Genomic DNA, 20,082 nt, shown 5'->3' with positions numbered 1-20,082 from the left:
CCCCCGCGTTGTCGAACAGCACGTGCTGAGGCACACCGCCGAAGTAGGTGAAGGCCTGGCGCAGACATCCGAACCAGGTGTCGGCGCGCTCGTCGGTGGTGAACCGTACCCAGCTCGAACGGCTGTATCCCAGCGTGGCCACGAAGGCCATCAGTGGATCGCGGCCACGCCGGATGTGAGTGAAGTCGGCCTGCATCTGCTTGCCGGGAGGCGTCTCGAAACGAACGACCGGTTCAGGTTCCTGATGCTTGTGGGCACCCAGAAACTCCTTGAGTTGCGTCACGCCACCGGGATAGCCCAGTTCCTGGATCTCTCGCAGCAGTACGGCTGCCGGTATCCAGTGCGGTCGGGCCGCTTCGATGCGACCGCGCAGATAGTCCTTGTACGGATCCAGCTTGGTGGCCCGTGCCTCGCGGGGCCGGTACTGCTGGGCATCGGCCTCACGCAGGTATCGCCTGACCGTGTTGCGTGAGCAGCCTAGCTGCTTGGCCATCTCCCGAATGCTGACGCCGCGACGCGCCATTACCTTGATCTCCACTGCTTGCTCCTGAGTCAACATTGTCGGTGGCCAAAAAGCCACCATCATTGCCCAGGTGGGTCAGATTTACTCCGACGGGGTGGGTCAGTATTACACCGGCGCTAACACCTACCGGCAGAACTCCCACAAGCAAGCAGGGTCACGGGTGCGACAGCAGTTGCGGCCGGGGAAGCGGGTGTTTTCCAACCGATTGATCATGGCCTGCGTTGCCGAACCTTCGCCACGCGCAGAGTCTGGAAGCCAGGTTGAATGAGCCAACGGAAGATCACCCGAGCGACGCGCGCGCTGGACCACTTGCCGGCAAAAACAGAGAGAGTAGAAATCGAATCTGATACGCCGTGAACACCACGTACGTAGGAAACAGGTATCTGAACGATGCCGCTTGATTAAGTATAAAGAAACTTCCGAGATACGCAGCCGCCAGAACGATCAGCATTCGATCGTAGCGACTGTATATCCGCCAACTTAAAAGCATCACCATCGCAGACACCGGAAGCCAAAATATCGGGAGCAACAATACCCCCATCGCCCCCTGTATTCGATTAATAGCCTCCAAAATCTTGGAACCGTAGCCGGTGGAGGCGCAGGTTTTTAAGTGCTCATTCAACTGCGGCCAAGGATTAACGCATGCTATCTGAGTTTGCAGATAGTCCTCGCACAGCCCCAACATGCATTCATAAATTCTCAGCTTTGTTTTCAAATATATTATTGGATGTTTAAATATCATATTTAACCACCTGGACTTAATATCCGTCGCCTTTTGCATTATGATTGTAGTTGGTATCGCTGCACTCTCCCCCCAAATAAGGGTATCAATCGTTACAAACGAATGCTGTTTCGTGACGAGATCAGTGTCTACGATGCCCTCAAAGGTCAATGTCGAATCCAAGGCTACGCCGCTCTCCCGAGCGACCCTGATTGCACCCGCCAGCTCCCACGCCGGTGCGGACGCAGAGCTATCATGTCCGGCGAAACCCATAATGGATGGAACCCATTGAATGATGGACAGCGCGACTATCGTCAACGCGACCATACCTGCCTTTACACGCTTGGACGGGCCTTGCAACCGCGCGATAAAAAACCAAACAAAGGGCACAAGGACCAATGAGTTCTGCCGAAATCCAAACAAGACGACGCTAGAGAATAAGAGCAGAATAAAAGGAACGGTACGCCAAGAATTCTCCAACGCATAGAAACACCCCACAATCGCCAGAATCGCTGCTAGCGTCCAGACGTCCGGAACGATGAAACTCGCATATGCAAAGACCAACGGAATCATGAAAACTACGGCGACCCACCAAGGGCGCGGCACGACGAAAAATACATCCATACCACGCCGCCAAGCATTAGGTAGGCGATCTGTGCGGCAAGGAGGTACTGTGCGCCATGTTTCGTTGCGGCAAACGGCACCATGAGCCATGTCATTGTGGGTGCGAGCCATAGCTCCAGACCCCATGAAATATCAAGCTTGCCGACTATCGTGTACGCGCCTACCCATCTCGTCATGGTGTCTGTCATAACGATACCTGGCAGAAAACACACGCCAGAAAAAAACAGCACCGCGACATACAACATACTGGGCGAGAGCTTGCTCGTAATGGCGTATGTCACTCCCAGCCGATTGAATACTTTTATTTTGTACATTTCATACGCGCATGCAGTTAATTTCTGATCTTCTCGGTAGACTTTGGTGGCACCTGTCGCGCATAATTTCTCGCACACCCGCAAGACCTTATGGCGCCAAACTCATGCATGACAGCCGCCGACGCCATCTTACCCCATCATCACTACTCTTTCTGTGTGGGCATGCTGCTTATGTGCAAGTATCTGCCGGACATTCTTTTGTCGCCGCGCGGTACCAGCGTCGTATCAAGCATATGACGTCATGGCGCATAGCAAGTCCACGCAGACAAGGTGCGGCTGAAGAGTAGCAAAGCAATCCGGTCCTGGTAGTTGGGCGCGCTGATGCCTATAGCAATCGCTCCGCGCAATTCGACGCCCTTGTGTGGCGTATCGAATGATCTACCAGGTCCCCCGCATCTGCCGGACCTGCTATCAGAACTTAGCTAAGACAGATATCGGTAAGCGCCTGCCGAACACCCCCTTGACGGTTCAGTCTATGCAACAAGCTGCCACCGATGCCGCGCGCGGCTACAGGCGAGTGATCGAGAATGTCCCACATGGGGGCAGTCATGGGTTCACTGAATTCGAAACTGATCATATTGACGTTTCGTCAAAGCCGTGCATCCCTTATTTCTTCGGCGCATACAGATTCAAGCATGCGCGCAATAGAATGGCCAGTACGGCCAGATTTCCCTTAAAACTGGAGATCTTTGTCGGCACTTCGCCTTTGGGATAACGCCGAATCGTCGGCAGTTCGAGGCAGTGGTACCCTTCCCGGGGAGCACGATGGGAGAGATATGCCAACAGCTCATAAGTCATGAATATATCTCGAAACGGAGCAATTTTCGGATCGAGCAACATTCTCCTGCTGTAGGCACGGAATCCTTGAGTGGTATCGGTCCATCTAAAGCCGGAGAACAGGCTAAGCATCGGTGCATGGATAAAACGAATGGCAAGGTCTCTAGATTTCGGGGTGTTTTCCGCCTGTCCCCCCGAAATAAAGCGCGAAGCCTGCACAAAGTCCACGCCTTCCTTGAGCGCCGCAATGAAGCGTGGTATTGCTTCAGGGTCGTCTTTATCGTTCCCATCAATGCTGACGATGCCTTCGTAGCCTTGATCAAGCGCGAATGCATAGACACAGCGTAGCTGCGCGCTCAATTTTCCGGGACCGGTTTTGACCAGTAGCCCGCGAACGCCATGCTGCCGCAGAGCATCCACCTCAAGCGAGTTATCAGTGCTGCCACCATCGACAATGATGATGTCTGCGGCCTCACTAATTTTGAGGACGGCCATTCTGGAAAGCAGGCTCGTGATACGTTCGCCTTCATTGATAACCGGAATCGCAACGCACCAGGCATGCTGACGACCGAGCCATAGGGGGGTGTCAAAGGTTGGAACCTGCCAAGTGGCACGAACTTCAGGTGAGATACTGGAATTCATTATTCTTTCTTCCGTCAATCGTCAGGCCACTCGAGCCGTGATCAGCGCAACACCCGCGATTACCAATCCAATCCCCACTGCCGTCGTCCAATGAAACGGTTCCCGAAATATCAGCACCGAGCACATGGCGACCGTTGCCACCGCGCCGGCGGTCAGTACGGGATGGGCCACATTGAGTGGCAGGCGAGCCAGGGCAGCGGCGTACAGCAGGAATGCAATGCCATATAGCCCCAGCCCCAGCCAAAATGGCCAATTCTGCAAGGCGGCCATAGGTGCACTGAGGGATGGAAACTTTCGTGGTGGTATCATAGCCATCTTGATCAGGACGCTGGCCGAGGCGTTGGATGCAATGCCGAGAATCAAGACAAGCCACTTCATACGTGCGCCCCAATGCTGTCACTTCGATAGTGTTGAATCGCAACGTTTAGAGCACGCTCAATTGACACAATATGCGGTTCGTTCTTGGTCGCCACCATTTCGATAGATACGACGTGGTTTGGCAGATAATGTTTCAGCGCCACGGCCGCCTCGGCATGATCAGTTCCGCCATCACCTAAAGGCACCAAGTCCGGCTCGCTCGCATGGATGTGTCCAATGAGATCGGCGCATTCTCGGAATACCGTTTGGGGCTCCTCGCCACTGATCGTGAGCGCGCCTGTATCCAGCTGCATTTTTATGGACGGATGACCGACCTGCCGAACCACCTCCGCCGTTTCACGACTGGTAGTCATGAAATTGGCACCGTAGCAAGGGGGGTTGGGCTCAAGGCAAATCAAGACACCATAAGATTTGGCGATGTCTCCAAGACGCCCGAAGAGCGCGACCGCCATATCCATGGTCTCCTGATCGGTCAAACCAGAACGATCCCTGTTCTTTGGCGAGCCAAAGACGATTCGGTTTGCTCCCAGGCCCGCGCCAATGCGACATACTCCGGCAAGATGCTCGAGCATCGCATCTCGCGAATCTTGCGGGCCAAAGACGTTCAAACCCGTTGTGCCGAACAGCAAAGCCTGCATGCCCGTGATTTCGATGCCACGCTCAAGCCACCAGGCTCTGACACGGACAATGTCCTTGTCAGTTGCCTTGCCCGGCTCGGGGAAATATTTGCCTGGAGCGATATCAATCGCGTCCACATTATGGCGCCGAAGCAAGGCCGCTATAGCTTTGTCCTCGGTGGTATCCCAGGCGATATTTGAAATAGCCAACCTCAAGATTTCACTCCCGAATCAGCGCTTCTCGTAAGCGGCTCGGATTGCGCATAGGCTCTGATTGCCTGGACGGTTTCGCGGACACCATATTGATAACGCCCCGAACCTCCGAATAATTGAGCGTGAATGGTCTCCATGCTATAGACCGCCGGAGCATTGGCCAATACTTGATCGAAGACCCTGCCAAAGCCCTTACTCGAAACGTCGGCCACACTGATGGGCTCTGCGGTGAGATGAACCAGGTTCAGGCCGGCATCAAGCGCGGTCTGAATGTCGTACCAGAGATTCACCATTGGGTAAAACTGAAACACTCCCCGGCTCTCAATCGCGTGCAGATTATTGTCATTAAGGAAGTCAAAAATGACATTTTTTCGCAAGCCCGGGCCAACGAGCCCGGGCAGGCGCACTATCAAATGATTTGAAAAGTGAGACGCCACAAACTTTTCAAGTAGCCGCCGGTGCAGTCCATAGGCATGGAGTCCGGACTCATCAACTGGCGTATCTTCATCTACTCCCACCGGCTCTTTGAATACATCAACCGTGCTTATCAGGATGAAATTTCTGCATTTGATGGTTTTGATGTGCGCAATAAGGGCATCAATCTTCTGCCTGTCCGCCTCAGGATCCCTATTGGCGATCCATTTCTGTGCCGGCGCGCCCGCGCAGACAACGGTATCGAACGATCGCCCCTCTATTTCACCTATGTTGGTGGAACGATAGAGCGCCTCGAAAGAGTGCTGCTTGAGAAGCGTACTCCCTACGAATCCCGAAAAACCAATTAATGCATTATTCATTTTTTCGCTCCGGATACGAATGCTCTCTCTAGCTGCGATGTTTAGAAACTTTCCGCATCCAACTTTTCAAGCACATCATATATATTGTCTATTTTTCCACCCAGCACGGAATAACAGCCAGGCAATGCCGAGTGCCTTTCAAACAAAATTGGCCGTCCGTCATCGCCCTCGTTCTTCACCAGGACTGTCTTGATCTCGAATAGTGAGTCGACATATTTGGCATCAAGCACGGCCGGTAGATAGCGCCCTACATCTCTCAGCATACGATCGACGCGTGTTTCCCGCCCATACTGATCGAGTTTTTGGTACGGATCAGTGCCTGGCTCGTCAGTCCAGTGCATGTGAGGGGTATATCGCACATGTGAAAGCGTATGCAAACCCCGGGCAGGAAACGGCATCATCGAAAAGAACGGACCATCCATGACAGTGATGCCCAGGCCTTCGAGCGCGGGCGGCGCTTGCACCAATGCCATTTCGGTAATTTCCTGCTTCAGCCGGGCCCGGTACCGGGAAAATCTCCCTTGAATTGATTGAGTCCGCTGTACGTACAGTTGAACACGTAGCGACAAGCGATCAACTCCTCAGGCCCATCGTTGGGCGCCAGGGAGACCTGCAACGTCTGGTTTGGGCCTTGCGATATCGCCGTTACACTCGTTTGAAGGCGGATCTGCACTCCGCAATCTTGCAGCTCCGTCTTTGCCCAGCGAGCCAGCTTGGTCGAGTCGAAAGCATATTCTCTGGTAAGAAAAACTTCCTCAATTAGGCCCGGTTCGAACAATGCACGCAGCGACGGCTCCGCTGGCTGGATTTCCGCCCCGATTTCTCGGCAGAATCGATCGAACTGTTTGGCCGTGACTTTGGAATTACGACGTGCAATCGCGTAGAGTTTGGTGAAGTCCTTCGTTATCGCATCGGGCCAGTCTCGCACGAACTTGGGTAGATTGACGCGACTTCGATACGCTGTCGTGAAACTGCGCGGATAGTGATAGCCGTTATGAACACGTGCCTGATTGTTGTATGAGGCGCGCGAGAGAAGTGCGGCCTCACGCTCGACCAGAACGATACGCTTAAACCCTCGCTGCTTGGCCAGGTAAATAGCAATGGCAGCGCCGTAAAATCCGCCCCCAACAATGACTGCACCCTGATCTAAATGAATCATCTGACAATTCGCTCAGAGCGAGTGTCTAGTGCAATCTGCGGATTGACTATTATTTCCTCGATATTCAACTTTTCACGCCGGGTCATGCGGGCGCTGGTGAACTCCTGCCCCACATGATATAGCGGCCCTTCGTTCGACAGGCTCACCATATGCAGTATGTATTCGCCGAGCACAAGCAGAACCAGGGAAATCAGAAAGAACATTCCGGACTGTTGCAGCGACAAACTCATCCAGCCAGGCGCAACATCGGTCTTCAAGAGACCGACCGTAACGACATAAAATGAGTACACCAAATTGGCAATTGCGCCAAACAACGACAACGAGGTCACAAGACGCATAGGCGCGCGAGTGGTCGACACCAACAAACGCATGCCTCGATCAATACTCTCGCCCAGCCGTTTGGTGTGAATGAGCTTGGGTTCCGACCTGTAGTTGAGATTGACGCGCGCAAATCCCCCTGTTGCAGGAAGATGCCGATACGTCATCGCAGGTTGCGGGTGCTGAAGAATAAAATTCACGACTCTCTTACTCAATACGCGATATTGCGGCGCCTCTTTGGCAAGATGAATGCCATTAAAGCGCTTGTAGAGTCCATTAAAGACGGCGTACGAAACACGATAGGGTAAAGTCTGGGTGGCTTTTATTTCATTATTTGCAAATACTACATCGGCCCCGCTGACCGCTTTCTCCAGCATCTCTGGCAGGAATTCGATATCGTCCGCCAATGGATCAATGACAGCGACGAAGTCGCCCAGTGCGTTCTCCAGTCCAACCCACGAAGCGGTGTCTGCATCGACCTCTTTAGTCAACGCATATATTTGCAGATTGGGAAGCCCGTCTTCTCTTGTAAGTGTTTTGAGGACCGAAACACTGTCATCGTCTGATGCATTATCGACGACAATGATCTCGTAGTCGCTAACCAGCGGAGCAATGCAGGAAACAGCATCAGTTAATATCTTTTCAAGGCGAGTGGATTGATTGCGCACAACGAACACAATCGACAAGAAAATTGGAAAAAACGCCATTCAATACTCCCCTAAACGCATACCCCTATATTGGTGCGTTTTTAATCAAATTTTTTGTAATTTTACCCTACTATGAATAACGAGAGGGACTTGGTTTCATCTGCCGGAGTTAGCCTTCATCCCGACCGGCGGTAACCGATCAACCACTAATCGCCATGCGCCCCCCTTTGACCTACCGCCAGCGCACGGCTGTGGTCATGCTCTTTTGTCGGGTACTTGAGGCGAGCGCTAGTGTCGAAGAGACGCAGTTCATCCAGCGACTGTCATATCCGCCAATGTTGCTGATATGCCACAGGATTGAGAACCTATTATACGTGGATGCCAGTTGTCACGCCGAGACGCAGCGCTCATAGCGCTTGAATATATGCCGCCCCGGCTGGGCAGGAAGGTACCGCAGCTAAGACCTAGCTAACACTGCCCTAATATACGGCGCTAAAACATTTGCTCACTGCAATGGGTGACGTGCATCCGGCACACACCCAAATGGTCCGCACAGCATCGGACAAAGGATAGGCACCCGAATCGGGCTTACGTAATGTTGAAAGGCTTCAAACATTAAATAATCGAGCCCTTAGCCGGGCAGCCGAATCTCATGAAAACGGGAAAATGACGAGCGAGGATCGTCAAAATCAATCGATCCGAGCGGCATTCAGCACTAATTGCTCAACCCATGAAGCTAATTGACGCCAGCCGCATGCGCCTGCTCATCCGCATGATAAGAAGACCGCACCATCGCCCCCACTGCCGCGTGGCTGAACCCCATCGCATAAGCCTCCCGCTCGAACATGGCGAAGGTGTCGGGATGAACGTAGCGCAACACCGGCAGGTGGTGCTCGGAAGGCTGCAGGTACTGGCCGATGGTGAGCATGTCGACGTTGTGCTCGCGCATGTCGCGCATGACCTGGAGGATTTCCTCGTCGGTTTCGCCCAGGCCCAGCATGAGGCCGGACTTGGTGGGCACGTCGGGGTGCAGTTTCTTGAACTCGGCCAGCAGCTTGAGCGAGTGCATGTAGTCCGAACCCGGGCGGGCCTGCTTGTACAGGCGGGGCACCGTTTCCAGGTTGTGGTTCATGACGTCGGGAGGGCCTGCGTTGAGAATGGCAAGGGCGCGGTCCAGACGGCCGCGGAAGTCCGGCACGAGCACCTCGATGCGGGTGTTGGGCGAGAGTTCGCGGATGTGGTTGATGCAGTTGACGAAATGGCCGGCGCCGCCGTCGCGCAGGTCGTCGCGGTCGACCGAGGTGATGACCACGTAGGACAGCTTGAGAGCGGCGATGGTGCGGGCGAGGTTGAGGGGTTCGTTCTCGTCCAGCGGATCGGGGCGGCCGTGGCCCACGTCACAGAAGGGGCAGCGGCGCGTGCACTTGTCGCCCATGATCATGAACGTGGCCGTGCCCTTGCCGAAGCATTCGCCGATGTTGGGGCAGGACGCTTCCTCGCACACCGTATGCAGGTTGTGCTCGCGCAGGATGCGCTTGATGTCGTAGAAGCGCGAGCCGGGCGCGGCGGCCTTGACGCGGATCCACTCAGGCTTTTTCAGGCGCTCGGCCGGAACGATCTTGATGGGAATGCGCGCGGTCTTGGCCTGCGATTTCTGCTTTTGCGTCGGATCGTAGGCCGCTTCCGTGACGCGGGCGGCGGATTCGTTCGGGGGAACAGGAGACTCGGCAAGCGTAGACATGGACCACCTTCATGACCGGCGCGCAGGGCGGCCGATCCGGAATGAAAAGGGCATTTTACCCCTGGCGGGGCGCCGCCGCCGGGCGCGCGGCATTCGCGGACCGTTCGCCCTCTCCCGCGGCCGGGCGCAGATCAGGGAAACGCCCGCGCCCCGGCAGTCCCGTAGCGGGGCGCGAACCCTTCTGCGCGCAGCATGGCGTCGGACTTCCCGCAGAAAAGCCGGCGGGGCGGTTTCGGGCACCCGCGCCAGCCAGGGCTCGGCCGCGTCGGCCTGGCCGCGCGCCAGCAGCAGGCGGCCCAGGTGGAACATGCCGCGAAGTCGCGCCCTCGGCGGCGCGGCGGTAGCAGGCCAGGGCCTCGTCCAGGTCGCGTTCGACGGCGTGCCGGCCTCGTAGTAGCGGCCCAGCATGCCGATGGACTTGATGTGGCCCAGCTTGGCCGCCTTGCGGTAGAGCGCCAGGGCGGCGGCCTGGTCCTGGGGCACGCCGCCGCGTCCCTGCCGGAGCATGTGGGCGTAGTTGTACATGCCCCAGTCCAGGCCGCGGTCGGCCGCCAGGCGGAACCAGTACGCCGCCACGACCTCGTCGCGGGGCACGCCCCAGCCGTTTTCGTAGCAGCGGCCCACCATGTTGATGGACATGAGGTGGTCGGCGTGGGCGGCGCGCTTGAACCAGGACAGGGCCTGGACGGGGTCGCGCCCGATGCCGGCGCCGTCCAGCAGCATCTGTCCGTAGATGGCCTGGGCCTCGGTCAGGCCCATGTCGGCGGCTTTCTGGATCCAGGCGGCGTAGACGGCGGGCGGCCCGGCCCGCAGGGCTGCCAGTTGTTCGGGGGTGGTGGCCGCGACTTCGGCGGCGGTGAATGTTTTCAAGCCAGGCTCCGGGCCGCCGTCCAGGCGGCCGCCAGATTGCGTCCCAGCGCCTCGCCGGCCACGGCGGCGGACACGTCGACTCCCATGCTGCGCATATCCACGGTGCGCAGCCCTTCGTAACCACAGGGGTTGATGCCCAGGAAAGGCTGCAGGTCCATGGCCACGTTCAGCGAGACGCCATGATAGGCGCGGCCGTTGCGTATCTTGATGCCCAGCGCGGCGATCTTGGCCAGATCGCCCGCCGGGCCGGGCACATAGACGCCAGGCGCGCCGGGCTTGCGGCAGGCATGCGGCACGCCCAGCTCGGCCAGGGCGCCGATGACGGCGCTTTCGAGCAGCGCCACGTATTCCTTCACGTACATGCCCGCGCGGCGCAGGTCGAACAGCGCGTAGCCCATGACCTGGCCCGGGCCGTGATACGTGACCTGCCCGCCGCGGTCGCAATGCACCACGGGGATGTTGCCGGGGTTGAGCAGGTGCCGGGGCAGGCCGGCCTGCCCCAGCGTGTAGACAGGCTGGTGCTCGCAGAGCCAGATCTCGTCGGGAGCGTCGGCGCCGCGTTCGTTGGTGTAAGCCTGCATGGCCTGCCACACCGGCAGGTATTCGGCCGGCCCCGCCAGCCATTTGATGACGACCGCCACGGCTCAGAGAACGATGGACACCATGGGATGGCCGTGCAGCGCGCGATAGAGCGCGTCGAGCTGCTCGCGGGAGGTGGCGCGCACGGTGAAGGTCAGCCCCAGGTAGTTGCCGCCCTTGCTGGGCCGCATCTCGACCGTGGACGCATCGAAGCCGGGATCGAATTGCAGCACGACTTCGGTCAGCGTCTGCGCGAAATCGGGATGATGCTTGCCCATGACCTTGATGGGAAAGTCGCTGGGGTACTCGATGAGGGATTCTTCGGGAGGAATGTGCATGATGTGCCTGCGAGGATGGCGGCGCCCCGGCGTGGCCCGGAAAGCGTCTGACCCGGGAAAAGGATGCGCTGTGGAAACCGCGAGCCTTTTATGTGGGGCCGGGCGCCGCGCAGGCAAGGCCCGCGCGGGCGGAGCGGCCCCCGACGGGGCCGGCCGGCGTCAGAGCGCGGCGATGCGGGCATCATAACCCGCCCGCAGTTGCGCATAAACAGGGCCGGGCTTGCCCGAACCCACCGGCTTGCCGTCCAGCGAAAGAATGGGCAGCACTTCCTTGGTGGCCGAAGTCACCAGGAGTTCATCGGCGTTTTCGACCTCCTGGCGCGTAATGCGGCGCGCCTCGAAGGGGATGCCGGCCTCGGCCGCCAGTTCGCCCAGCAAGCCGTAGCGGATGCCTTCCAGGATGAGGTTGTTCTTGGGCGGGGCCAAAAGCTTGCCCTGCGACACCACCCAGATGTTGGACGACGAGCCCTCGGTCAGGCAACCGTCGCGGAACTGCACGACTTCATCCACGCTCGCATCCACCGCCTGCTGGCGGGCCAGCACGTTGCCCAGCAGCGAGACGGACTTGATCTCGCAATGCAGCCAGCGCTCGTCGGGAATGCTGATGGCCGAAATGCCCCGGGTGCGCTGTTCGGCCGAAGGCGGCGACCAGGCCGAGGCCATGCCGAAGACGGTGGGCGCGACGGGTTCGGGCGGAAAGGCGTGATCGCGCTTGTATACGCCGCGCGTTACCTGCAGGTAGATCAGGCAGGTGGGCATGCCGCCGCGCGCGATGAGTTCGCAGACCAGGTCGATCCAGCCCTGGCGGTCCATGGGCTCGGCGATGCGCAGCGCCGCCAGGCTGCGGTCGAGGCGGTCCAGGTGTTCGGCCATGCGGAAGGCATTGCCGTTGTAGACGGGCACGACTTCGTAGATGCCGTCGCCGAAAATGAAACCGCGATCGAGGACGGAGATTTTCGCCTCGTCCAGCCGCAGGAAGTCGCCGTTGAGATACACCTGACTGTCGCCAGGCACGCCCGGAATCATGAGGAACTCCTGAGTTTCGAATGAAAAGGGACGGGCGCATGGCCCGTCCCGTAGATTACACCCGCCGCCGGCGTTTGTTTTTTACTGGAACCAGCGCTTGACGGTGTCGAGCATGCGGCCGAAGAAGCCGGCGCGCTCCACGGCGTCCTGCACCACCAGGGGCTCGGTGCGCAGCACCTTGCCGTCCAGCGTGAACTGCACCGTGCCCACCTGCTGGCCCTGGGCCAGCGGCGCGATCAGCGGATCGGTGCGCTGCACCACCGGCTTGAGGTCGCCGGCTTTGCCGCGCGGCACGGTGAGGGACACCGGCTTGGGCGGGCCCAGCTTCACGTTCTCGACGGTGCCTTCCCAGACGCGGGCCTCGATGCCGGGCTGGCTCTTGTCGAAGAGCTTGATGGTGTCGAAGTTCTGGAAGCTCCAGTTCAAGAGCTTCAGGCTTTCCTCGGCGCGCGTGGCTTCGCTGTCCGTGCCCAGCACCACGGCCAGCACGCGGCGGTCGCCGCGCAGCGCCGTGGAGACCAGGCAGTAGCCAGCCGATTCGGTGTGTCCGGTTTTCATGCCGTCCACGGACGGGTCGGCCCACAGCAGCCGGTTGCGGTTGGGCTGCGTGATCTTGTTGTAGGTGAAGCTCTTCTGCTTGTAGTAATGGAAGAAGTCGGGGTGATCGGTAATGAGATGCGCCGACAGCGTGGCGAGGTCGCGCGCGGTGGTCATGTGCTGCGGGTCGCAGGCCGGTGGCGTTCACGAAGTGCGTGTTCTTCATGCCCAGGCGCTCGGCTTCCTGGTTCATGAGCGCGGCGAAGGCGGATTCGCTTCCGCCCACCGCCTCGGCCAGCGCGACCGATGCGTCGTTGCCCGACTGCACGATCATGCCCTGGTTGAGCTCATCGACCGTCACCGGCTTGCGCGGCTCGATGAACATGCGCGAGCCGCCCGTGCGCCACGCATGCTCGGAAACCGGCACGGTCTGTTCGAGCGTCAGGCGCTTTTCTTCGAGCGCGTTGAACACGACGTAGGCCGTCATGATCTTGGTGAGCGAAGCCGGCTCGATCTTCATGTCGGGGTTGGAGGCCGCCAGCGTCTGGCCGCTGTTGACGTCGATGACGATCCAGGCCTTGGCCGCAATGGTGGGCGCCGGCACTGCCGACACGTCTCCCACGGGCACCGCGCTCGCCGCGGCGGGCGCGCGCGGCGACTGCGCCGCCGCCGGGGCCGCCGGAGCCTGCTGCGCCCACACCGGCGCCGACATGGCAAGCATGGCCGACACCACGGCGCGCTCAGGACGCGGCGGGAAACAACGAGAGGAGATTGAGCGGAGTGGGACAAATTCTTCATCGGCAACGTGGGTCCAGTAAAGACGCCCGCTGGCGCGGGGCAAGAGGCTGACAATTATAGGCAGTCGAACAGGCCGGAATACGACCGCGCAACGCGGCCGCTGGTTCCGCGGCCGAGAAAACATGCAACCTGATGCAACGCGCAGCGCGGTTTCAATCCAGCGCGACCTTCAGGCGCGCCTGCACGAGCTGGCGCAGCACCAGCAGCTTGCCATGGAAAAAATGCGAGGCGCCCGGCACCACCACCACCGGAATCGAGCGCGGGCGCGCCCAGTCCATGGCCTCGGAAAGCGGCACCACCTCGTCCTCTTCGCCGTGCACCATCAGCGTGTCGCCGGGCACTTCCACCTCGCGCGACTGGAACCGGTTCACCGCCGGCCCCATGAGCATCAGGGCCTTGGGCAGGTTGGCCTCGCCCTGGTCGGCCAGCGCCGCATAAGCCTGCGCCGCCACCGCCGTGCCGAACGAAAAGCCCGCGAGCACCCAGGCGCGGCGCCAGCGCCGGATAGCGCTCGCGCACCTGCGCCACCAGCGACACCATGTCTTCGGTTTCTCCGCGCGATTTGTCGAACACGCCTTCGGAGGCGCCCACGCCGCGGAAATTCGGGCGCACGGCCGCCAGCCCATGCTGCACGCAGGCCCGCGAGATGGTGGTCACCACCTTGTTCTCGCGCGCGCCGCCCTGCAGCGGATGCGGATGCAGCACCAGGGCCCAGCCGCGCGGATCGCCGTCGGGCCAGTCCACGGCGCAATCGATGCGGCCGGCAAGGCCGGTGTAGATCTCGGTTTCGGTGCGTGCGGGCATGGCAAATCTCGTGCGGCAAAAGAGAGAATGTTAACCGCCGCTCCCGCCGTCCGCGCAGCGGCATGGTGGACAGCCATTGCGCGAGCCGGTCGGCCGCCTCGTCGGTGGCAACGCGCAGCGCCTCCACGCCGCCAGCGGCGTCCTGCGTCGCCGCCGGCGCGCGGGTGGCGATGCGGGTCTGCCCCACCACCGCATGGCTGCGGACCAGCACGGCCTGCAGGAGCACGCGCCCTTCGCTGGCCGTGCCGTCGGGCTGGAACACCTGCTCGAAGCGCGACAGGGTCACTTGCAACTGCGGCATCTGGGCGCTGGTGCGCTCGGCCAGCAGCGGCCCCTGGCGCGAGAGGCGGTCCGTCAGGCGCTGACGCACCAGTTCGGCCGGCGGCGCGGCCCACCGGTAGGTGGCGTAGGAGCGCGGCGCGGCGCTGTCTCCCTCGCGCCAGACGACGCCGGTTTCCGAAAGCATGGGTACGGCCGAGAACGCCAGCGCCATCGCCGGGCGGTCCGGCAAGGCGGGAACCGGGCGGCTGTCGGGCCCCAGGTCGAACACGGAAGGCGGCGCGGCCACGCGGCCCATGCCGCATCCCGCCAGCGCCATTCCCAGGCCCAGCGCGGCAAGCAAGCTACGGATCTTCATTGAGGCGTTCTCCCGAATCCGGCGAAGCCGGGCTCGCCCGGCCCCGGCATTGCGGGCGCCGGGCCGAACAGAATGGATTGCGGCGAATTGTCGACGCGCCGCAGCGCGGAGGTGGCGGCCCGCGCCGCGTCGCGCACGCTGTCGGCCCATGCCGCCCACGGCCGGCAGCGTCGTGTTGTCCAGGCGCGCGGCCGCCCAGGCAATGTCGTTCAGGCTGCGCGTGGCCATGGCCAGCGGTCCGTCGGGCGCGTTCAGGCGGGCCAGGGATTCGCGCGCCTGCNCGGCGCGGCGCTGGTTCGACACGCATGCGGGCGCGACGGCGCGCACGCTGCAGGCGCTGGCGCCCTGGCTGGAATAGGGTCGGCGCTTGCGCTCTTAAATGAGATAGATGGTGAGACAGACGGGCGGTCGGGGCCGGCGTCATGTCCCGCGCATGGTTGTCGTTGGCGCGGGATACCGTGGCCTACGACCCCTCGCGCGGCAATACCCGCACTGCGTCCGCGTTCAGCTGTTGCGCGAAGCGCTTCGTATCCCGGCCTTCGTCTTCCGGGCGCGGCCCCAGCAGGCCCTGGCCCAGCGCGTACACGCCCAGGTTGGCGAGCAGCAGCAGGATGAAGAGCAGGCGCATGGGGCGGTCTCCGTCAGGGCTGGGCCGCGCCGGCCAGGGCGGCCAGGCCGTCGAGCACGGGGTGGTCCAGGTAGATGGGCGCGGGCGCGCCGCCGAAGGCGTGGCCGGCTTCGGCGAGCAGGCGTTCGATTTCGTGGCGGACTTCGGGCCAGCCGCCGCCGGCCGCGTAGATGTGCGGCGCCACGCCGTAGCGCTGGCGTCCGGCCAGCCATTGGCGCATGACCGCGCCGGCCTGGGCGGCGGCGATGCCGGAGGCGATGGCTTCGTGTGTGTCGACGGGGTAGAAGACGACCTGGCCCTGCGCCACGGGCAGGTTGGCGGTGCCCTGGGCCAGGGCGGTGCGCATCATGGCGGGGCCGGGCAGGATCAGGCCGCCGGCAAAGACGTTGTCGGGCCCCACGGTGTCGATGGTGGTGGCGGTGCCGAAGCTGGCGAGCAGGAAGGGCGGATGCGTTTCGGGCAGGCGGGAGAGCACGCCCAGCAGGGCGGCCCAGCGGTCCGCGCCCAGTTGCGAGGGATTGCGGTAGCTGTTGGTCAGCCCCAGCGTGCTGGCCTGCGAGCGCGACCAGTCGACGCGGCAGCCATGCCGTTGCAGAATGGCCGCGATGGCCTGGCCTCGCGCCTCGCCGGCGACGTTGACGCCCACCGCGCGCCGCGGCGGCTGCGGCAGCGATCCCAGCCAGCGGTCCAGGGCGTCCAGGTCCAGTCCGTCGAAGGCGGCCACCGCGGCTTCGCGGCGTCCGGCGGGGCGGCTGTCGTCGAGCCAGCCCACTTTGAGCCGGCTGTTGCCGGAGTCGATGAGAATGATCATGCCTGGCGCCGTATGGAAATTTCGCCAATGGATACCGTCAGCAGCCCTTCGGCGGTATGCAGCAGCAGGCGTCCCTGGGCGTCCACGCCGGCGGCGGTGCCGCTCTGGACGATTTCGCCCTTGTCCAGCACGTTGACGGGGCGGCCGGCCAGGGCGTCGACGCGGCGGAACCGCTCGGCGAAGGCGCCGAACCCTTCGCGTTCCAGCGTCTGCACGGCTTCGTGCCAGGCCGAGGCGGCGGCGCAGACCAGGTCGGCGGCGCGGCCGGGCAGCCTCCGGCAGCCTGGGCCACCGTGTGCCAGTCGGCGACCTCGCGCCCCAGCGCGGCTGACAGGTCGGCGGCGTCGCCGAGATTCACGCCCATGCCGATCACGGCCGTGTAGCCGGTTTCGGGGCCGCCGGGATTGCGTGCCGTCTCGACCAGTACGCCGGCCAGCTTGGCGTCGCGCCACTGCAGGTCGTTAGGCCACTTCATGCACAGATCCCGCGCGGCGGAGCCGGCGAGGGCGCGCAGCGCCTCGCAGGCCGCCAGGCCCGCCAGCGGCGAGAGGGCCGGAAGCTGGGCGGCAGGGAGATGGACGTCGAAGGCGCAGGAGAACATCAGGGCCGCGCCCACGCGGTTGCGCCATGGCCTGCCGGCGCGCCCGCGGCCGGTTTCCTGGAGGTGCGTGCCCAACAGCCAGGGCTTGGCGGGGGCTTCGCCGCGCCGCACGCGGGCCAGCAGGTCGGCGTTGGTCGACCCGGTGCTGCCGGTCCAGGCGATATCCCGGAAGCCGGGCAGGCGCTCGCGCAACAGGCGCGCCAGGGTTTCGGGCGCAGGCAGGTCGGGGGGGCGGACAGTGGTGACGGACATGGCGGCGATTGTAGGGCACGCGGCCTTGCCTCGCCCTGTCACGGGCCCTGCGTATATGATTGGCGATACATTTTGCATCGTGCATACAGCCTACATGCCGCATTCCACCGCCATCCCGGCCGCTGTCGAACCCTTCCGGCTGGAAGGAAATATCTGCCATGTGGCAGGCGACTGGAGCGTGCTGGCGCTGGCCGAGCCGGGCGAGGGCCAGCGCCGCCAGGCCGCGCTGGCCGCCGCGGCAAGCCGTCCGCTGCGCTGGGACCTGCAGCGCGTCAGCCGCCTGGATACCATCGGCGCGCTGCTCATCTGGCAGGCGTGGGGCGAGAAACTGCCCGAACGCGTGCGCTGGGGCGCCGGGCAGCAGGACGTATTCAACGCGCTGGCCCTGAACAAGGGCGGCCAGCAGCCGCCGGCCGCGCGCCCCGATCCGTGGGGATGGCTGCGCGACATCGGCGCGGCCGTGTTCCAGGCCGCCGAGAACGGCCGCGCGCTGCTCGTCATGCTGGGTCAGCTCGTGCTGGATTTCCTCGGCATGCTGCGGCGTCCCGCCCTGGGGCCCTGGCGCGAGATTTCCGCGCAGATCTACCGCACCGGCGCGCAGGCGCTGGGCATCACGGCGCTGGTGGGGTTTCTCATCGGGGTGGTGCTGTCGTACCTGTCCGCCCAGCAATTGCAGATGTTCGGCGCCGACCGCTTCATCGTGCGGCTGCTGGGCGTTTCCATCGTGCGCGAACTGGGGCCTGTGCTGGCGGCCATTCTGGTGGCCGGCCGTTCGGGCTCGGCCATTACCGCGCAGATCGGCGTCATGCGGGTGACGCAGGAACTGGACGCCATGCTGGTCATGGGTATTTCGCACGGGCAGCGGCTCATTCTGCCGCGCGTCATCGCGCTGGCCATCACCATGCCGCTGCTGGTGCTCTGGACCGACGCCATGGCGCTGCTGGGCGGCATGCTGGCCGCGCAGATGCAGCTGGGGGTCTCGGCGCAATGGTTCCTGCAGTCGCTGCCGGACGCGATTTCGCTTACCAATTACTGGATCGGCCTGCTCAAGGGCGTGACCTTCGGCATGCTCATCGCGCTGATCGCCTGCCATTTCGGGCTGCGCATCCAGCCCAATACCGACAGTCTGGGACGCGGCACCACCACGTCGGTGGTGACCTCGATCACCGGGGTGATCCTGCTGGACGCGGTGTACGCCGTCATTTTCAGCATGGTGGGCATCTGACGATGATGGACGCCGCCCAGCACCGGCTGTTCTCGGAGAACGGCGTCACCGTCGAGCCGGTGATCATGGTGCGCGGGCTGCGCACGCCTTCGGCGACCACGTGGTGCACGAGAACCTCGATCTCACGGTGTTCCCGGGCGAGATCATGGTGCTGGTGGGCGGCTCGGGGTCGGGCAAGACGGTGCTGCTCAGGCAGATCATCGGGCTGGCGACGCCCGCGGCGGGCACGGTGCGCGTGCTGGGTCAGTCGCTGCCGGACCTCACGCCGGCCGAACGGCGCCGGCTGTCGTACCGTTGGGGCATGCTGTTCCAGGCGGGGGCGCTGTTTTCCGCGCTGTCGGTGTTCGACAACATCGCCCTGCCGCTGCGCGAGCTGCGCACGGTGCCCGAGGACATGGTGCGCGACGTGGTGATGTGCCGGCTGGCCATGGTGGGCCTGTCGGCGCGCGACGCCGACAAGATGCCGTCGGACCTCTCGGGCGGGATGATCAAGCGCGTGGCGCTGGCCCGCGCCCTGTCGCTGGACCCGGAGCTGCTGTTCCTGGACGAGCCCACGGCGGGGCTGGACCCGCTGCGCTCGGACGAATTCGTGGACCTGGTGCGCAGCCTGCACCGGCAACTGCGCTTTACCGTCGTCATGGTGACTCACGACCTGGACACGCTGATCGCGCTGGCCACGCGCGTGGCGGTGCTGGCGGACAAGCGCGTGGTCGTATGCGACACCCTGCCCGAGGTGCTCAAGTTCGACCACCCGTTCATCAATACATTCTTCCTGGGCGAGCGCGGCCGGCGCGCGCTCGGGGATCTGGCGCCGAAGGGATTGCACAATGGAAAACCGTAGTCATGCGCTCATGGCCGGTATCTTCACGCTGGCCTTGCTGGTGGCCGCCGCCCTGGTCGCGGTCTGGATCGGACGCGACCGCACCAAGCTGCAGCCATACGAAATCATCTCCGCCACCTCGGTCAGCGGCCTCAATACGCAGTCCACCGTGCGCTACCAGGGCGTGCCGGTGGGCAAGGTGCAGTCGCTGGCGCTCAATCCCGCCAAGCCGGGCCAGGTGCGCATCCGCATCGGGGTCGCGCCCTCCACGCCCATTACCGAATCCACCTGGGCCGAACTGGGCGTGCAAGGCGTGACGGGCCTGGCCAATGTGGAGCTGCGCGACGACGGCACGTCGCGCACGCTTTTGTCTTCGTCGGCCGAGCATCCTGCCGCCATTCCGCTGCGCCCGGGCTTTCTCGAGCGCATCGAGGATCGCGGCGGCAAGCTGCTGTCCAACGTGGAGCAGGCCACCACCCAGCTGAGCCGCGTGCTGAGCGAGCAGAATGTGCAGGCGCTGACCGCCACCCTGCAGAATGCCACCGACATCACCCAGTCGCTGCGGGAGGCCACGCGCGACCTCGGCCCGGCGCTGGCCAAGCTCGGTCCGCTGATGGATTCGCTGGGCACCACTTCGCGCCAGGCGGACCGCGCCGCGCGCGAGATCGGCGACCTGGCGCGGCAGGCG

The 20,082-nt window shown here is 62.5% G+C and carries 18 protein-coding genes and 7 pseudogenes; 3 read left to right on the top strand and 22 right to left on the bottom strand.

Annotated elements, in window-relative coordinates; translation table 11 throughout:
• The 22 genes and pseudogenes from istA to AD428_RS29425 all read right to left on the bottom strand — a co-directional run.
• A partial coding sequence (gene istA / locus AD428_RS10410) for an IS21 family transposase (protein ID WP_200908022.1) occupies window positions 1-559 on the bottom strand: 559 nt, incomplete at its 3' end.
• A gap of 244 nt (window positions 560-803) precedes the next feature.
• Window positions 804-1,868, bottom strand: a complete 1,065-nt coding sequence (locus AD428_RS10405; protein WP_235489721.1) for a hypothetical protein — start codon at window positions 1,866-1,868, stop codon at window positions 804-806.
• Entirely contained in the window at window positions 1,823-2,182 is a 360-nt protein-coding gene (locus tag AD428_RS10400) for a hypothetical protein (protein ID WP_053245120.1), read from the bottom strand. The genes AD428_RS10405 and AD428_RS10400 overlap by 46 nt, the downstream gene beginning before the upstream one ends.
• A 606-nt stretch (window positions 2,183-2,788) precedes the next feature.
• Window positions 2,789-3,601, bottom strand: a complete 813-nt coding sequence (locus tag AD428_RS10395) for a glycosyltransferase family 2 protein (RefSeq protein ID WP_053245119.1) — start codon at window positions 3,599-3,601, stop codon at window positions 2,789-2,791.
• Window positions 3,602-3,622: 21 nt separating this feature from the next.
• Entirely contained in the window at window positions 3,623-3,979 is a 357-nt protein-coding gene (locus AD428_RS10390) for an SMR family transporter (protein ID WP_053245118.1), read from the bottom strand.
• A complete protein-coding gene (locus tag AD428_RS10385) occupies window positions 3,976-4,812 on the bottom strand; it encodes a sugar phosphate isomerase/epimerase family protein (protein WP_053245117.1) in 837 nt (278 codons plus the stop codon). Before AD428_RS10385 ends, AD428_RS10390 begins: the two co-directional genes overlap by 4 nt.
• Window positions 4,809-5,603 (bottom strand): NAD(P)-dependent oxidoreductase, encoded by a 795-nt coding sequence (locus AD428_RS10380; protein WP_053245116.1) that lies wholly within the window; start codon window positions 5,601-5,603, stop codon window positions 4,809-4,811. The genes AD428_RS10385 and AD428_RS10380 overlap by 4 nt, the downstream gene beginning before the upstream one ends.
• Window positions 5,604-5,644: 41 nt before the next feature.
• Window positions 5,645-6,076: a hypothetical protein gene (locus AD428_RS27770; protein ID WP_235489715.1), complete on the bottom strand. Its 432-nt coding sequence runs from the start codon at window positions 6,074-6,076 to the stop codon at window positions 5,645-5,647.
• A 17-nt stretch (window positions 6,077-6,093) separates the two neighbouring features.
• Window positions 6,094-6,762: an FAD-dependent oxidoreductase gene (locus tag AD428_RS27765; protein WP_235489712.1), complete on the bottom strand. Its 669-nt coding sequence runs from the start codon at window positions 6,760-6,762 to the stop codon at window positions 6,094-6,096.
• Window positions 6,759-7,787, bottom strand: a complete 1,029-nt coding sequence (locus AD428_RS10370) for a glycosyltransferase (protein WP_053245115.1) — start codon at window positions 7,785-7,787, stop codon at window positions 6,759-6,761. The genes AD428_RS27765 and AD428_RS10370 overlap by 4 nt, the downstream gene beginning before the upstream one ends.
• A 676-nt stretch (window positions 7,788-8,463) precedes the next feature.
• Window positions 8,464-9,468 (bottom strand): lipoyl synthase, encoded by a 1,005-nt coding sequence (lipA, locus tag AD428_RS10365; protein WP_053245114.1) that lies wholly within the window; start codon window positions 9,466-9,468, stop codon window positions 8,464-8,466.
• Window positions 9,469-9,636: 168 nt separating this feature from the next.
• Window positions 9,637-10,338 (bottom strand): annotated as a pseudogene (locus AD428_RS10360) (tetratricopeptide repeat protein); the annotation flags it as partial.
• Window positions 10,335-10,979 carry a lipoyl(octanoyl) transferase LipB gene (gene lipB / locus AD428_RS10355; RefSeq protein ID WP_082308356.1) on the bottom strand — a complete coding sequence of 215 codons (645 nt, stop codon included), beginning with the start codon at window positions 10,977-10,979 and terminating at the stop codon, window positions 10,335-10,337. The gene lipB and the pseudogene AD428_RS10360, both read right to left, overlap by 4 nt.
• Window positions 10,980-10,982: 3 nt before the next feature.
• Window positions 10,983-11,255, bottom strand: a complete 273-nt coding sequence (locus AD428_RS10350; RefSeq protein WP_053245113.1) for a YbeD family protein — start codon at window positions 11,253-11,255, stop codon at window positions 10,983-10,985.
• Window positions 11,256-11,414: 159 nt separating this feature from the next.
• Window positions 11,415-12,281: a D-amino acid aminotransferase gene (locus AD428_RS10345; RefSeq protein ID WP_053245112.1), complete on the bottom strand. Its 867-nt coding sequence runs from the start codon at window positions 12,279-12,281 to the stop codon at window positions 11,415-11,417.
• An 81-nt stretch (window positions 12,282-12,362) separates the two neighbouring features.
• Window positions 12,363-13,616 (bottom strand): annotated as a pseudogene (locus tag AD428_RS10340) (D-alanyl-D-alanine carboxypeptidase family protein).
• A gap of 152 nt (window positions 13,617-13,768) precedes the next feature.
• Window positions 13,769-14,420, bottom strand: a pseudogene (locus tag AD428_RS10335) (alpha/beta hydrolase).
• Window positions 14,421-14,487: 67 nt separating this feature from the next.
• Window positions 14,488-15,057, bottom strand: a pseudogene (locus AD428_RS24810) (ABC-type transport auxiliary lipoprotein family protein); the annotation flags it as partial.
• Window positions 15,054-15,337, bottom strand: a pseudogene (locus AD428_RS29430) (MlaD family protein); the annotation flags it as partial. The pseudogenes AD428_RS29430 and AD428_RS24810, both read right to left, overlap by 4 nt.
• A gap of 183 nt (window positions 15,338-15,520) precedes the next feature.
• Window positions 15,521-15,685 (bottom strand): hypothetical protein, encoded by a 165-nt coding sequence (locus tag AD428_RS27070; protein ID WP_200908021.1) that lies wholly within the window; start codon window positions 15,683-15,685, stop codon window positions 15,521-15,523.
• Between the two features lie 13 nt (window positions 15,686-15,698).
• Window positions 15,699-16,496 (bottom strand): type III pantothenate kinase, encoded by a 798-nt coding sequence (locus tag AD428_RS10320; RefSeq protein WP_053245109.1) that lies wholly within the window; start codon window positions 16,494-16,496, stop codon window positions 15,699-15,701.
• A pseudogene (locus tag AD428_RS29425) lies at window positions 16,493-17,349 on the bottom strand (biotin--[acetyl-CoA-carboxylase] ligase). Before AD428_RS29425 ends, AD428_RS10320 begins: the two are co-directional and overlap by 4 nt.
• A 94-nt stretch (window positions 17,350-17,443) precedes the next feature.
• Between AD428_RS29425 and AD428_RS10310 the strand changes: the two are divergent.
• From AD428_RS10310 to AD428_RS10300, 3 genes and pseudogenes are all read left to right on the top strand, one after another.
• Window positions 17,444-18,574, top strand: coding sequence for an MlaE family ABC transporter permease (locus tag AD428_RS10310; protein ID WP_053245108.1), 1,131 nt, complete (start codon window positions 17,444-17,446; stop codon window positions 18,572-18,574).
• A gap of 2 nt (window positions 18,575-18,576) precedes the next feature.
• Window positions 18,577-19,415: pseudogene (locus tag AD428_RS10305) on the top strand (ABC transporter ATP-binding protein).
• Window positions 19,402-20,082 (top strand): MlaD family protein (locus tag AD428_RS10300; RefSeq protein ID WP_200908020.1); only part of this gene is annotated, 681 nt, incomplete at its 3' end. The pseudogene AD428_RS10305 and the gene AD428_RS10300, both read left to right, overlap by 14 nt.

The sequence above is a fragment of the Achromobacter sp. DMS1 genome (assembly GCF_001270295.1).
Note: the sequence above shows the minus strand (reverse complement) of the source record. Positions and strands in the feature narration are given on the sequence as shown.